We start from the raw sequence: 14645 nt of genomic DNA, 5'->3' as shown, positions 1-14645 counted from the left end.
GGGCTTTCGCCTTCTGAGACCCGCCTTCTGAGACCCGCCTTCTGAGACCCCGTTCTGTCCCCGGCGACCAGCGTTCCGTCCGCGGCCCGAGCGGCAAGCCCGTAAAGGTGACAGATGCTGCTCCGCCTGCTGACGCTGCCTGCCGTGGCGGCCCTCCAGGCCACCGTCGCTTCCTCCGTGGAGGCCACGCGCCGGATCGTCCCGCCGGCCACGGACGCGGTGCACTTGGCCGCCGACCTCGTCCAGGCCGGTGTGCACGGCGCTGCGAGCGGCGCGGCGGCGGTGACGGCGACGACGCGGCGGGTCGGCAGGGTCGTCCGTAACGCGGCAACCCCTCAGGTCGGTTACTGGCGCGCCGGAACCCGGATGCATCTGGCGCTGGGGCATCACCCCAACCTGGAGACTCCCACGGCGGAGCGTCTGGAAGCAGCTGCCGGGAAGGTGGCCGTCGAGCTGGCCGAGCACCCCGACGTCCTGTTCGCTTACTGGGACGGCGGGCTGGAGCGGCTGGTGGTGCAGACCGCCGAGGACGCGGTCGGCGACGAGCTGGTCGGCAGGGTGTCCGAACTGGCCGCCGAGCACGGGCTGGTGCACGTCGGCGAGCACACGCTGGAACACGCCCACCCCGGCGCTGCCGGGGGCGTGCGCGCCCATGCTCTCGCCCTGGCGTGCGACGCAGCGGGCATCACCGTCGCCCTCGCGGCGCGGCTGGCGTTTCTGCGGCGTGCGCCGGAGGCCCTGGTGGCCGCGGTCGTGGTGCTGCGCGAGGACTCACGGGCCAGGACGGTGCTGAGCCGCACGGTGGGTCCGGACGCGGCCGACCTGCTGCTGGCCGCGGCCCATGCGGCCGTCTGCGGAATGGGGCAGTCGCCGAGTGCGCTGCTGCTCGACGCGGCGCTGCGGGGTGTCCAGTTGGCGGAGTCATTGGCTCAGCTCGCGGCGTTCGACGCCGTGCACGACACGCTGTGTGCTCCGTATCGGCTGACGGTTGCCGGAGGCGACGTCGAGCGTCCGTGTCTGCGTTCGTGTCCCGGCGACGAGTTCGCCGACGCAGCGGTCAACGGGATGCTGTTCGGCGGCCTCACCACGTTCCTGTTCACCCGCGATCTCGACGAGGCGGCCGAGGCGGCGCTGGGTGGCTCCCCCAAGGCCGCGCGCTACGGCCCGGCCGGCTTCACCGCGGCGCTGGGCACCGCCCTGGCGCGCGAGGACGTCCTGGTCCGCGACCCCGAACGGCTGCGCCGGCTGGAACTCGTGGACACAGTGGTCCTGCACCCCGAGGCGCTGCGCAGCACGCGCCGCACCGTGCTGGAGGTCCATCCCAGCGTCCCCGGCTGGGATCGCACCCGGTTGTGGCTGGAAGCCACGGCGGTTCTGAGCGCGCAGGAGGACGGGGCAAAGCCGTCGCTCGATCAGCGACTCGGGCTGCGGCAGGTGCCCGACGAGAGGACGCCGGGCGCAGGGGCTCGGGAGGCGGGGCCCGCGGAGACAGACCTGTCGGCTACCGGACTGATGATCGCGTCGGTGCGCGGCAGCGACGTCGGTACCGTCCTGGTCGGGTGGGAGGTCGACCCGATGGCCGAGGCCGTGCTGGACGCGGCGCGCCGGGCCGGGCTGCACGTCGTGGTGGTGGACGACCACACGCTCGGCGAGTTCACAAGCCTGGCCGACCAACTCGTCCCGGCCGAGGTGCCCTTGGCCCAGCTGGTGGCCGAGCTGCGGCATGGCGGCCGGACCGTCCTGACAGTGGCGCGCATCCCGCACGAACGATCCGCAGCCGAAGGAGAGTTGACGGAGTCCGTTCGCGACGTGCTCGACGGGCTGCTCGGCAGTGACATCGCCGTCGCTGTCACCGACGAGCGCAGTGCCGTGGTCTGGGGGGCGGACATCCTGGCTCTGCGCGGGCTGGAGGGCGCCTGGCGGCTGCTGTCCGCCGTACCCGGGGCGCGGGCGGTCAGCCGACGGGCCAGGTTCCTCGCCGAGGCGGGCACCGCGCTCGCCGAACTCCTGGTGCTCACCCACGGGGCACGGTCGCAACGGATCCCCTTCCCCCTCGAACTGCGGCTCAGCCCCGTCACCCTCGCGACCGCCGTGTCCCTGGTGTCGGGCTGGTTCACCGCGCTGCCCGTCGCCGTCAGTTCGACCCCGCACCCCAGACCGCGGGTGCCCTGGCATGCCCTGCGCCCCGACGACGTGATGGCCCGGCTGGCGAAGGCGTCGCGGGCTGCGCCCACGGCATGGGCGGTGGTACGGGCTCGGGCCGGACGTGCCGCGGGCGCCGCGGTAGCGTACCGGGCGTTCGCGCCGGCGCGGGTGGGTGCGCGGCTGGCGGGCGCCGTGTGGGTAGAGCTCGACGATCCGTTCACCCCCGTACTGGTGGTCGGCGCGACCGCGTCGGCGCTATTGGGATCGGCCGTGGACGCGTTCCTCGTCATCGGTGCGGTAACGGTGAACGCCCTGGTCGGCGGGGTGCAGCGGTTGCGCGCGGAGCAGGCGTTGTCCGCACTGGTCAGGGGGCAGCGGCGAACGGCACGGCGCGTCGCCGACACCGCAGGCGGTGAGGCGCTGCTCGTCGATGCCCAGCGGCTGTCGCCAGGCGAGGTGATCGAGCTGCACACCAATGACGTGGTCCCGGCCGATGCGCGGCTGCTGGAGGTCAGCGGATTCGAGGTGGACGAGTCCTCGCTGACCGGCGAGTCGCTGCCCACCCGCAAGCAGGTGGATCCCGTGCCGCAGGCAGTCGTCGCCGACCGCAGCTGCATGGTCTTCGAGGGCACCACGGTGGTGGCAGGCCGTGCGCGTGCGGTCGTAGTGCACACCGGCGACCAGACCGAGGCCGGCCGCGCCGCGTCCCTCGCCGCCCGGGTCCCCACCTCGGCGGGAGTCCAGGCACGGCTGCACCAGCTCACCCGCCAGGTGCTGCCCCTCACCCTCGCCGGCGGCGCCGCGGTGGCCGGCCTGTCCCTCCTGCGCGGCCGTCCAGTGCGCACCGCACTCCAGGGCGGTCTCGCGGTCGCGGTGGCCGCCGTGCCCGAGGGAATGCCCCTGGTGGCGACAGTGGCGCAGATGGCCGCGGCTCGACGGCTCAGCAGACTCGGCGTCCTGGTGCGCACACCGCGCAGCCTCGAGGCGCTCGGACGCGTGGACACCATGTGCTTCGACAAGACCGGAACCCTCACCGAGAACCGGCTGCGGGTGATCCGCGTCCTCACCGCCGCAGGCGCCGACCGCCCCGTGTCCGACCCCGATGCCCAGTCGGTCCTCCGTATCGCTGCCCGGGCCTGCCCGCGCGCCGTCGAACAGGCCGTCTTCCACGCGCACGCCACCGACGAGGCCGTCCTGGCGGCCGCCCCACGCGAAACAGGGTGGACCACGACGCGAGCCCAGCCGTTCGAGGCGAGCCGGGGCTACGCGGCCGCCGCGGGACGGGTCCCGCAGACGGATGGCGAGGCCCACGACGGCGCGGATCTGCTGGTCGTCAAGGGCGCACCGGAAGTCGTCCTGCCCTGCTGCCCCGATGCCGAGCCGGCAGTCCTCGACGCGGCCCACGCCCTCGCCGCGCAGGGACTGCGGCTGCTGGCCGTGGCCCAGCGCCGGCTCGCGGCGGGGGAGGCGGCAACGGTCCTGGACACGCCCCTCGAACTGCTGGAACTCATCGGCTTCGTGGCCCTTGCCGACACCCCTCGCGCCAGCTCCGCCCCGCTGGTCGCCGGGCTCGGCGAGGCGGGCGTACGGCCCGTGATGCTCACCGGAGACCACCCGGAGACCGCCCGCTCCGTGGCCGTCGCCCTCGGCTGGCCACCGGATGTCACGGTGGTCACGGGCGACGAGCTGGCCGCACAGGACCGGGCAGGGCGGGCACGCCTGCTCAAGGACTGCGGCGTCGTGGCACGCGTGGCGCCCGAGCAGAAGCTCCAGGTCGTCGAGGCGCTGCGGGAGGCGGGACGCGTGGTGGGCATGGTCGGCGACGGCGCCAACGACGCCGCAGCCATCCGTGCCGCCGACGTCGGAGTCGGCATCGCGACACGCGGATCGGCAGCCGCGCGCAACGCCGCCGACCTCGTGATCACCAACGACGATCTGTCGGCCCTCATCGACGCCATCGGCGAGGGCCGCGCCCTGTGGCGCAGCGTGGCCGACGCGATCAGCATCCTGCTCGGCGGGAACGCCGGCGAGGTCGGCTTCTCGGTCCTGGGCACCCTGCTGTCCGGTACCTCGCCGCTCTCGACGCGTCAGCTGCTGCTGGTCAACCTGCTCACCGATATGTTCCCGGCGATGGCGGTTGCGGTCACCCCCCACTCCCCGGAACCCGCCCACGAGCCGACCGAGGCCGACGACCACCCCGTCGGCCTCGCCGTCCTCGGCGGACCGCTGAACCGGCAGATCAGGCACCGCGGACTGATCACCGGGATCGGCGCGGCCATCGCCTGGCTGATCGGCACCCTCACGCCGGGTACGGCGCGCCGCACCAGCACCATGGCCCTGTGCGGCGTGGTCGGCGCCCAGCTCACCCAGACCATCGCCGGACGCCGCAGCAGCCCACTGATCCTGGCGACCGTCCTCGGCACCGCAGCCGTACTCGTCACCCTCGTCCAGACCCCCCTCGTCAGCCACTTCTTCGACTGCACACCACTGGGCCCGCTCGCCTGGGCCGGCGTGGCCCTCGCGATCGGTGCCGCCTCTCTCGGCCCCTATGTCCTCCCGTACGCCGACCGGCTGCTGGCCGACCTCACCACACGATTGCGCCCCGCTGTGCGGATCATCCCCTGACGCGGCGCACGCGACAGAGCCGGACCTGGACTTCGGCGACGACCCACCCATTTCAGCTGAACGCGCACCTCGCCCTCGCGCCGTTCGCCGTGGCGCAGGTCCTTCCCGGGCTCACCAGCCCGGGGCGACGACCTGTTCGGCGGGCAGGACTACCTCGCGTCCACCCACTTGTACGACCAGCCCGGTATCCCGCTGACAGTCGCGCCGCCACAGCCGCAAGACGACGCCGGCGAGCCGGCCCACCACCTCGCCACCGCCCCCGACCACCGGTGTACGGGAACCTGGGCAGGTCCCCTACTCACGGGCTCACTTCCACAGAACGAGGATGGCGATCCAGGCCAAGACCGCGAGGATCACCAGGTACGGCAGGTACTTCTTCTTCATCAGCTTCTCCGCGTGAGCCATGACCGGGACGCCGCGCGTCGGCAGGGCACCTGTGGCCGGTGTACCACCGGCCTCTGCCCGTCACAGGTATTTCTGGGCGCCGGGTTCGAGGGTGAGTCTGGCGCCGTCGCGGCCGTAGTCGTACAGCTCGGCGTAGCGGCCCCCGTCGATGGCGGTCTCCAGCTGGTTGCGGGCTTCCTCGGCGGAGCATCCGCGGCGGAGCTGGTCGAGGAAGAAGCCCTCGCGCAGGGTGTGGCCGTCGGTGGCGGTCAGGCCCTGGATGATGGCGCGGACCAGTGGGGCGTGTTTCGCGACGTGGCGGGCGAAGAGCTGCTTGCTGGTGAGGATATCGGCGGCGACGAACTCCCGCCCGGCGTCGGTGATGGCGATACCGACTCCGTCGACATGAGCCAGCTGGAGCATGACGGCGGTGTCGACCAGAGGCAGCAGGTCGTCGATCTCGAAGCTGAGTTCGTCGGCGATCTCCGCCAGGCCGTCCTGTCCGCCGCGGGCGACGAGGATTTCGAGGAGACCGGCGAGCCCGCCGACGCTGACGTCCGGCAGCGGCGCGTTCGTCGGCGTCGGCGCGGGGCGGGCGACGGCGGCCGCGGCGGGGGCGGCGGCGGCCTCCTCGCGGCCGGTGAGGATGTCGTAGACGGTGTCGACGATGGACTCGAAGCGGGGGCTGTTGCGGTCGCGGGGCCGGGGGAGGCCGACTTTGAGTTCCGCCTGGATGCGGCCGGGGTTGGAGGACAGCACCAGGATGCGGTCGGCCAGCAGCACCGCCTCCTCGATGTTGTGGGTGACGATCAGGATCGACTTCACCGGGGCCTCGTGCCCCTCCCACAGGCCGACCAGTTCGTTGCGCAGGTTCTCCGCAGTGAGCACATCCAGGGCGGAGAAGGGCTCGTCCATCAGCAGCGCGTCCGGCTCCACGACGATGCCGCGGGCGAAGCCGACCCGCTGGCGCATACCGCCGGACAGCTCCTTGGGGTAGGCGGACTCGAAGCCGCCCAGGTCGATCAGGTCGATCGCCTTCAGCGCGCGCTCGCGGCGCTCCTCCCCCGCGACGCCCTGGGCCTTCAGCCCGAGTCCAATTCGGCAAGGCCCTCGCCGTGTCCGCCCACCCTCTTCGCATGACGGCGGCACGCATCAGCTCGTAGGTGGGCCGGTACCCGAAGGGGATCCTGCCGTGGGGGCGGCCTCGCCGACTGCGGAGTTCACGCCCCTGAGCGTACGGACGCTGAGCAGCCGGGCCTCCTTCTCCGCGTCGTTGATGCCGCTGATCAAGCTGTGCCGGTCGCCGTAGTTGCGCGGGTTGAAGGTGCGGTCCAGGCTGGTCACGTGGATGAGGTAGCCGCCCGCCTCCGCCGCGTCGATCAGGGCCACGCCCTGACCGGTCTCGCGGGCGAGTCGGCTGACCTCCCACAGCACGAGGACGTCGCCCGGGTCGCCGAACGCGCCGGACGTCAGGTCGGCCAGCAGCTTCTCGAAGTCGTCGCGGGTCTTGGTCGCCTACTTGCTGGCACTGCCGGTGTCCTTGTACGGCTCGCCCCACGTCCACGGGCCGTGGACGGCCTCGGCCGCGATGTTGTCCCGGCGCTGGTCGGTGATGCTGCGAGCGGTCTTCCCCTTGCCCTTGGACACCCGCAAGTACTCCCGCGCCGTCCGTGTCCCCATTACCGTCGCCATGGCCCTCCCCCATCCCTTACGGTCGCGCTATGTCTCCTGCCCAATCCACCGTAGGTGTAATTCTGACCGTGGACGACGACCCGGGGGTCTCCCGTGCCATCGCCCGCGATCTGCGGCGGCGCTACGGCGAGTCGTACCGGATCGTACGCGCGGAGTCCGGGGAGTCCGCGCTGCAGGCGCTGCGCGAGCTGAAGCTGCGCGGCGATCTGGTGGCGGTGATCCTCGCCGACTACCGGATGCCGCAGATGAACGGCATCGAGTTCCTGGAACAGGCGCTGGACGTCTATCCGGGGGCGCGCCGGGTGCTGCTCACCGCGTACGCCGACACCAACGCGGCGATCGACGCGATCAACGTGGTCGATCTGGACCACTATCTGCTCAAGCCCTGGGACCCGCCGGAGGAGAAGCTCTACCCGGTCCTGGACGACCTGCTGGACGCCTGGCGCACCAGCGCCTACCGGCCCGTGCCCAGCACGAAGGTCGTCGGGCACCGCTGGTCGGCGCGGTCGTCGGACGTGCGTGAGTTCCTTGCCCGCAATCAGGTGCCGTACCGCTGGTACTCGGTGGAGGAGCCCGAGGGGCAGCGGCTGCTGGCGGCCGCCGGGCAGGACGGGCAGCGGCTGCCGCTGGTGATCACCCCGGACGGCACGGCCCTGGTCGAGCCCGAGGCGCCCGAACTGGCCGCCCGGGTGGGGCTGGCCACGACACCGACCGCCGACTTCTACGACCTCATCGTGATCGGCGGCGGGCCGGCCGGGCTCGGTGCGGCCGTGTACGGGGCCTCGGAAGGCCTCAGGACCGTGCTCGTCGAGCGGTCGGCGACCGGCGGGCAGGCCGGGCAGAGCTCCCGGATCGAGAACTACCTGGGCTTCCCCGACGGGGTCTCCGGCGCCCAGCTCACCAACCGGGCGCGCCGGCAGGCCGCCAAGTTCGGCGCCGAGATCCTGACGGCCCGTGAGGTGACGGGACTCGAGGTCAACGGCGCCGCCCGGGTCGTACGGTTCGCGGACGGCTCGGCGATCGCCGCGCACAGTGTGATCCTCGCGACCGGCGTGCAGTACCGCCAGCTGGAGGCCACCGGCTGCACCGATCTGACCGGCTGCGGGGTGTTCTACGGCTCGGCGCTGACCGAGGCGGCCTCCTGCCAGGGGCAGGACGTGTACATCGTCGGCGGCGCCAACTCGGCGGGCCAGGCAGCGATGTATCTGTCCCGGGGCGCGAAGTCGGTGACGCTGCTGGTGCGCGGCGCCGATCTGTCGGCCTCGATGTCGCACTACCTGATCCAGCAGATCAACGAGGCGCCGAACATCTCGGTGCGCCCGCACACGGTGGTGGACGAGGCGCACGGCTCGGACCGCCTGGAGCACCTGACGCTGCGTCACACGGTGACCGGGGACAGCGAACGGGTCGACGCGCACTGGATGTTCGTGTTCATCGGTGCCGCCCCGCTGACCGACTGGCTGGGCGAGGCGGTGCTGCGCGACGAGCGCGGGTTCATCCTCGCCGGGCCCGATCTGACCGCCGACGGGCGGCCGCCGGCCGGCTGGGAGCTGGACCGGCCGCCGTACCACCTGGAGACCAGCGTTCCCGGCGTGTTCGTCGCGGGTGACGCGCGGGCCGAGTCCGCCAAGCGCGTCGCGTCCGCAGTCGGCGAGGGAGCGATGGCCGTCATGCTCGTCCACCGGTATCTGGAGCAGTCATGAGCGGTCGGATCATGCCGTGCAGCCCCAAGGAGATCGGCTCGCTGTTCCTCTTCGAGAAGCTGAGCCCCGAGCAGCTCGGACGGTTGTGCACCGAAGGGCGGGTGGAGCTGTTCCAGCCCGGCCCGGTGTACACCGAGGGCGACCCCGCCACCTGCTTCTTCGTGATGATCGAGGGCACCGTCGTGCTCTCCCGCCGGGTCGCCGGTGACGACGTGGAGGTCACCCGCACGTCGCAGAGCGGGGTGTACGCGGGCGCGATGCAGGCCTACCTGGGCGACCGGGTGCGGCAGGTCTACAACAACTCGATGCGGGTGACCGAGCCGACGCGGTTCTTCGTGCTGCCGGCGGACATCTTCGCGGACGTCATGACCGAGTGGTTCCCGATGGCCGTACATCTGCTGGAGGGCCTGTTCTTCGGGGCGAAGAACACCCAGGCGACGATCGGTCAGCGGGAGCGGCTGCTGGCCCTCGGCTCGCTGTCGGCCGGGCTCACGCACGAGCTGAACAATCCGGCGGCGGCAGCGATCCGGGCCACCGCCACCCTGCGCGAGAGGGTCGCGAAGATGCGGCACAAGCTCGCCGTCATCGCCGAAGGTCCCTTCTCCCGCGACCAGTTGGCAAGCCTGATCGAGATCCAGGAGCGCACCGCCGAACGGGTCGCCAAGGCCCCGGCACTCAGTCCGCTGGAGGCCGCCGACCGGGAGGACCTGCTCACCGACTGGCTGGAGGACCACGGGATCGACTACGGCTGGCAGGCGGCGCCCACCTTCGTGCAGGCCGGGCTGGACGTCGACTGGCTGGAGCAGGTCGCGGCCGCCGTGGACGAGGAGATCCTCGTCAACGCGGTCGCCTGGCTGAACTACACCATCGAGACCGAGCTGTTGATGAACGAGATCGAGGACTCCACCACCCGTATCTCGCATCTCGTCGACGCGGCCAAGCAGTACTCGCAGCTGGACCGGGCGCCGTACCGGGTGGTGGACGTGCACGAACTCCTCGACAGCACCATGCTGATGCTGTCCGGCAAGATCGGCGCCGGGATCGAGGTCGTCAAGGAGTACGACCGCGCACTCCCGCCGGTGCCCGCCTATCCGGCGGAGCTGAATCAGGTGTGGACCAACCTGATCGACAACGCGGTCTCCGCCATCAACAGCGCGGGCGGCACAGGCACGTTGACCGTGCGGACCGGACTCGACCACGAGCGGCTGCTGGTGGAGTTCCGGGACACCGGGACCGGCGTCCCGCCCGAGATCAAGGACCGGATCTTCGACCCGTTCTTCACCACGAAACCGGTCGGCGAGGGCACCGGGCTCGGCCTGGACATCTCCTGGCGGATCGTCGTCAACAAGCACCACGGCACCCTGCGGGTGGAGTCGGTGCCCGGCGACACCCGCTTCCAGGTGCTGCTGCCCCTGACCGCCGACCCGTCCGAGTCGCCCGAGTCGCCCGTGGAACAAGCGGAGGAAGCTGTATGAGAATCGTCGAGGGGTACGACGTGAACGTCCCGCCCAGCGGTACCGGCTGTGCGGAGTGCGAGGAGGCGGGCGGCTGGTGGTTCCATCTGCGCCGGTGCGCGCAGTGCGGGCACATCGGCTGCTGCGACGACTCCCCCGAGAAACACGCCACCGCCCACTACCACGCCACGGGACATCCGGTGATCCGCAGCTTCGAGCCGGGCGAGGCCTGGTTCTGGAACTACGCGACCGACGAGCTGTACCCCACCGGCCCCGAACTCGCCCCACCCGCCAGCCACCCCGCCGACCAGCCGGTGCCGGGCCCGGAAGGCAGGGTCCCGGCGAACTGGGCCGAGACACTGCGCTGAGCCACCGGTCGGCCCGGGTCAGCGGGCGCAGTTCAGGTGGTCCGGGTCGACGGCGTCGGCCAGCGCCCGCATCCCCCTGTCGTCGGGGTGCAGATGGTCACCGCTGTCGAAGGACGGCAGGATCCGCTCGGGGTCCTGCGGGCTGCGCAGGACGCGGTCGAAATCGGTGAGGGCGTCGAAGCCCCGGCTGCCGCGCAGCAGTCGGTTGACCTCCTGGCGTACCGACTCGGCGGCCGGATCCCATTCGGGCCAGCCCTTGAACGGCCCGACCGTCGCGACGACGACGCACTTCCCTGCGCTGTGCACCCGCTGGGCGATCTCCTGGTATCCGGCGATCAGGTCGGCCGCGGTGACGCCGGTGTGCGCCTTGACGTCGTTCACGCCCTCGAAGAGGAACACGGTGCGCACCCCGGGCTGGGACAGGACGTCCCGGTCCAGCCGCTCCAGGGCGCTCGGCCCGGCGTCGTCCGCGAGGACCTGGTTGCCGGAGACGCCTTCGTCGGCGACGCCTTTGACCTCCGTGCGGGCGGTGTGCAGGCGCCGGGCCAGGTAGTCGGGCCAGCGTCGGTTCAGGTCGGGGGTGGACCGCCGGCCGTCGGTGAGGGAGTCGCCCAGCGCGACCACGGCCCCGGTGGCCGCGCGGGAGGGCCGCACGGACACGGCGTCCAGGTACCACCAGGAGCCGGTCGTCCAGTCCCAGTTGCGGGCACTCTCCTCGGCGGTGTGGTCCCCCGGGCCGGTGTACGACGTCTGCATCGCGAGCAAGTGGCCACTGGCCGGGCCGGCCGCGTCCGGGGTGTGCAGGCTGACGGCCAGGTCGGTGCCGGCCGGCCAGGTGCCGGGCAGCGGGTCGCTCCAGGCGACGGCGCCCACGGGCACGGTGAGCGTGCGGGCGCCGCCGAAGGTGAGCCGCCGGTTGCTGCCGGGGCGCAGTGCGGCCCGGCCGCTCCGGCCGACGTAGCCGCTGTCCAGAGTGAGCGGCCGGTCACCGAAGGCGTTGGTGACGCGGACGCGCAGGCCGGTTCCGCCGACGCTGGTGTGCACGATCAGCCGGTAGCTCCGGCCGGCGATGCCCTCGCCGATGTGGTCGGCGCTCGCCGCCCAGGTGACGACCCCGGAAGCCCGCTCCGCGGACGCGGGCAGGGCGTCCGCCCCGACGGCCTTGGGCTGGCAGGCCACAGTCGTGAGCAGGGCGGCGGCGATACGGCAGCCGCGGCCGGTCCGGCCGGTCATCGGCCGAGGTCCCCGGAGCGTGACGGACCCGTCGGGTCGCCTGTGGACCGTCCGGGACGTGCCTGCGTACTCCACGGAGGTCATGGTGCCGCGGGCGCCGCGCGAATGCACCTCGGCGGGTTCCGGGTCCGTACGGGGGTATGCGGATGCCCCGCGCGAGGCGGGGCATCCGTGGTTGCGGCCGTACGTCAGTGACGCGGGGCCGGCGTGTTGGCGGCGGTGACGTTGACCGCGGCCCACGCCTTGTCCACCGTCTTGTACTCGGTGCTGTTCGCGCCGTACAGGTCCGAGGCCGCCTTCAGCGTCGCGACGCGCGCGTCGTGGAAGTCGGTCGTGGAGACCATGTAGCGGGTGAGCGCACGGTAGAAGATCGCGGTGGCCTTGGCGCGGCCGATGCCCTTGACCGTGGAGTGGTCGTAGGTCGGCGAGTCGTAGGCGACCCCGTTGATGGTCTTCTTGCCGCTGCCCTCCGCGAGGAGGTAGTAGGCGTGCGAGGAGACACCGGAACCGGCGTGCACCTCGGTGTAGTACGTGTCCGGCGACCAGTAGTCGATCGTGCCCTCGAGCTTGTCGAGCGACGGGTGGTCGAGGCGGCGCAGGAACTTCTGGGCGAGGCCCAGCTTCTCGCCGATCAGGTAGTCCGGCGTGTCCTTGGGGTTGTTGGCGTAGAACTCGACGTTCGAACCGAAGACATCCGCGAGCGACTCGTTCAGCGCGCCGGGCTCACCGTACTGGTTGCCGTCGGAGTCGACGTGGGTCGGCTCCAGCTTGGCGGTCGCGTCGACCACGCCGTGCGTCAGCTCGTGGCCGGTGACGTCGAGGACGACGAGCGGCTTCTTGAAGGTCTTGCCGTCACCGTCGCCGTACAGCATGCAGTTGCAGGTCGGGTCCCAGAAGGCGTTGGCGACCTTGTTGCCCCAGTGGACCATGCCCTGGGCTGCCTTGCTGTTGTTGGCTATGCCCTTGCGTCCGAAGGTGGACTTGTAGAAGTCCAGGGTCTTGGTGATGCCGTACTGGGCGTCCGCGGCGGCGCTGGCCCGGTTGCTGGTGGCTCCGTTGCCCCACACGTCGGTCGTGTTGGTGAACGCCGTGCCCGCGCTGAACTTCTCGGTGGTCTGGCCCTTGGCGTCCCGCGTCTCGGTGCCGTACCGGCTCGGGTCCTTGAGCTGGTAGTGGCCGCGCGAGGTCTGCGTGGTGGTCAGCGGGACGTTGCCGACGAAGAGGGTCTTGCCGGTGCCCTTCGCCGCCGACGGGTAGCCCGCCGCTGCGCCGGAACCGAGCAGGGCCTCGGGGGAGGCGGCGCCGGTGGACGGGTCGATCGTCTCGCCGTGCTTGCGCAGGTTCGCCAGCAGCTTCGGCGACAGGAACTCGTCGCTGTCGGGGGTGTTGCTGCGGACCTTGCCGGTGACGGCGTCGACGACGACGGTGTTGGTGCCCTGCTCGTCGGTCACCGTCACCTGGTAGGCGAGGGCGGCGGAGCCGTCGCGCGCGTCGACGACGAGCTGCGCGCTGCCCGCGTCGCCCTTGGCGGCCTGAGCGGCCTTGGCGGCAGCCTGGTCCGCGGTCAGCTTGGCCTGCGTGGCGGCCGGCTTGACGGCCTGGCCGGCGGCGCGGGTCACGCCCGTGTACGCCAGCTTGTTGTCGAGGTGGACGACGAGGTCACCGCCGAGCACCGGCATACCGTCGTGCGTACGGGCGAACCGGACGTGCCGCGCGCCCTCGGGGTCGAGCATGACGTCCGCGGCGTGCAGTTCGTCGCCCTGGGAGACACCGGTTGCCGAGGCGTGGGCGAAGGCCGCGGTGCGCGCCGCCTCCTCCACCGCCGTGGCGTTCGTCGTGGCGGAGGCCGAGGACCGTTCCACCCCCGTGGTGGGACCCGCGAATGCCGTGCCGGCCAGGCCCGTGGCAGCAGTCGTCACCGCGATGGCGACGGCGACGCTGCGTATGTGCGGTCTACGCAAGGATCAGGGTCCTTCGTTCGAAGGCAGCAGGGATCACCAACCGCCTTGAGACATGACGCTGTTGCGCGTCACGGGGGCTGGTCGGGCCCCGAGGCGTAACCTTTACGGATCGGTCATGTGCACGTAAAGACGGAATGATCGATTTCGCTACCTTTTATGGCAATCCTTTACGAATGTGCACCACAGAGTGATCACCGCCTGACCAACTGTGTGCTGGCTGTGGAGACGTTGACTCAATCCCCTGGGTTCCAGGGCCGGAATGTGACCCACGGCACTACGGTTGGCCGGCAGGTCGACACGGCGCCGCGTCCCTTTCCGGCCGGTTCGCGGGAACCTCCGCGCGGGGTGCGGGCGTTGCCCTTTGTGTGACGAGCGAGCTGACCGCCGGGGGCAATGTGCCGGTGCCCGCCGGTGTGGTGCTGCTGCGGGTGACCGGGCCCTTCGACGTGTCCGGACTCGTCGGAGGCCCGGACGGCAAGGCCGGCTCCGACGCCGACTTCGTGTTCTACAACCAGCCGCGGGCGCCAGGTGTCCGGCTGCGCGATGACGGGCTGCTGGTCGACCCGGCCCGGCTGCGCGGCGGCGCCTGCCGGGTCACGGTCGTGGTGAGCGCCGCCGAGCCCGGTACGCCGCTCGGCGGGCTGCCCGCTCCCCGCCTCGAGGTCACGGACGGCTCGGGGCGCACGGTGGCCCGGTTCACGCCGCCGCCCCCCGGGCCGGAGACCGTGCTGCTGCTCGCCGAGCTGTATCTGCGGCCGGGCACCGGCTGGAAGCTGCGCGCGATCGGTCAGGGGTACGCGGACGGACTGGCAGGGCTCGCCCGGGATTTCGGGATGGAGGTCACGGACGACGGCGGCCAGCCTGCGCCTGTCGCTACCGCTCCGCCGACCGGGACCGGCCCGCGACCGCCCTCCGCCCGACTTGCGCACGACCCGACGGGGCCACCGTCCGGCCGACGCACGGACGGCCCAGTGGGGCCACCGTCCGGCCGACGCACGCGAGGCTCCCTGGGCCCGTCTGCCAACCAACTCGCGGTCACCTCCCCGGGTTCGTCGACCAGCCGACCCACGGAAGGCTCCA

General features: G+C 71.9%; 8 protein-coding genes and 2 pseudogenes. 5 read left to right on the top strand and 5 right to left on the bottom strand.

The window, feature by feature from the left end; genetic code table 11:
- The first annotated feature begins 114 nt into the window (after window positions 1–114).
- Window positions 115–4770, top strand: a complete 4656-nt coding sequence (locus tag AV521_RS06240) for a cation-translocating P-type ATPase (protein ID WP_076084574.1) — start codon at window positions 115–117, stop codon at window positions 4768–4770.
- A gap of 465 nt (window positions 4771–5235) precedes the next feature.
- Here AV521_RS06240 and AV521_RS06235 read toward each other — a convergent pair whose 3' ends face one another.
- The 3 genes and pseudogenes from AV521_RS06235 to AV521_RS49115 all read right to left on the bottom strand — a co-directional run bounded on the left by AV521_RS06235 (window position 5236) and on the right by AV521_RS49115 (window position 6846).
- Window positions 5236–6303 (bottom strand): nitrate/sulfonate/bicarbonate ABC transporter ATP-binding protein, encoded by a 1068-nt coding sequence (locus AV521_RS06235; RefSeq protein ID WP_076084571.1) that lies wholly within the window; start codon window positions 6301–6303, stop codon window positions 5236–5238.
- A gap of 3 nt (window positions 6304–6306) precedes the next feature.
- A pseudogene (locus AV521_RS06230) lies at window positions 6307–6654 on the bottom strand (recombinase family protein); the annotation flags it as partial.
- Between the two features lie 15 nt (window positions 6655–6669).
- Window positions 6670–6846 carry a hypothetical protein gene (locus tag AV521_RS49115; RefSeq protein ID WP_179022868.1) on the bottom strand — a complete coding sequence of 59 codons (177 nt, stop codon included), beginning with the start codon at window positions 6844–6846 and terminating at the stop codon, window positions 6670–6672.
- A 29-nt stretch (window positions 6847–6875) separates the two neighbouring features.
- Here AV521_RS49115 and AV521_RS06225 point away from each other — a divergent pair, with 29 nt between their 5' ends.
- Genes AV521_RS06225 through AV521_RS06215 form a run of 3 tightly spaced genes read left to right on the top strand, consistent with a single transcriptional unit; the run spans window position 6876 to window position 10371 of the window.
- The gene (locus AV521_RS06225; RefSeq protein ID WP_076084565.1) at window positions 6876–8549 is read left to right on the top strand and encodes an FAD-dependent oxidoreductase; all 1674 of its coding nucleotides are present in this window, start codon (window positions 6876–6878) and stop codon (window positions 8547–8549) included.
- A complete protein-coding gene (locus AV521_RS06220) occupies window positions 8546–10024 on the top strand; it encodes an ATP-binding protein (RefSeq protein WP_076084562.1) in 1479 nt (492 codons plus the stop codon). Before AV521_RS06225 ends, AV521_RS06220 begins: the two co-directional genes overlap by 4 nt.
- Window positions 10021–10371, top strand: a complete 351-nt coding sequence (locus AV521_RS06215) for a UBP-type zinc finger domain-containing protein (RefSeq protein ID WP_076084559.1) — start codon at window positions 10021–10023, stop codon at window positions 10369–10371. The genes AV521_RS06220 and AV521_RS06215 overlap by 4 nt, the downstream gene beginning before the upstream one ends.
- A gap of 18 nt (window positions 10372–10389) precedes the next feature.
- Here AV521_RS06215 and AV521_RS06210 read toward each other — a convergent pair whose 3' ends face one another.
- A complete protein-coding gene (locus AV521_RS06210; protein WP_076084556.1) occupies window positions 10390–11604 on the bottom strand; it encodes an SGNH/GDSL hydrolase family protein in 1215 nt (404 codons plus the stop codon).
- Window positions 11605–11792: 188 nt separating this feature from the next.
- Window positions 11793–13565 carry a M4 family metallopeptidase gene (locus AV521_RS06205; protein WP_076084553.1) on the bottom strand — a complete coding sequence of 591 codons (1773 nt, stop codon included), beginning with the start codon at window positions 13563–13565 and terminating at the stop codon, window positions 11793–11795.
- Between the two features lie 365 nt (window positions 13566–13930).
- Here AV521_RS06205 and AV521_RS49110 point away from each other — a divergent pair.
- Window positions 13931–14476 (top strand): annotated as a pseudogene (locus AV521_RS49110) (TerD family protein); the annotation flags it as partial.
- Window positions 14477–14645 lie beyond the last annotated feature (169 nt).

Source organism: Streptomyces sp. IMTB 2501 (assembly GCF_001953885.1).
Classification (GTDB): Bacteria; Actinomycetota; Actinomycetes; order Streptomycetales; family Streptomycetaceae; genus Streptomyces.
The sequence above is the reverse complement of the archived record's forward strand: the minus strand, read 5'-3'. Positions and strand labels throughout refer to the sequence as shown.

Excerpts from the sequence above, each read along its gene's own strand:
- AV521_RS06225 (WP_076084565.1), top strand. The coding sequence starts at position 6,876 with ATGTCTCCTGCCCAATCCACCGTAGGTGTAATTCTGACCGTGGACGAC.
- AV521_RS06210 (WP_076084556.1), bottom strand. The coding sequence starts at position 11,604 with ATGACCGGCCGGACCGGCCGCGGCTGCCGTATCGCCGCCGCCCTGCTC.
- AV521_RS49115 (WP_179022868.1), bottom strand. The coding sequence starts at position 6,846 with ATGGCGACGGTAATGGGGACACGGACGGCGCGGGAGTACTTGCGGGTG.
- AV521_RS06240 (WP_076084574.1), top strand. The coding sequence starts at position 115 with ATGCTGCTCCGCCTGCTGACGCTGCCTGCCGTGGCGGCCCTCCAGGCC.
- AV521_RS06215 (WP_076084559.1), top strand. The coding sequence starts at position 10,021 with ATGAGAATCGTCGAGGGGTACGACGTGAACGTCCCGCCCAGCGGTACC.
- AV521_RS06220 (WP_076084562.1), top strand. The coding sequence starts at position 8,546 with ATGAGCGGTCGGATCATGCCGTGCAGCCCCAAGGAGATCGGCTCGCTG.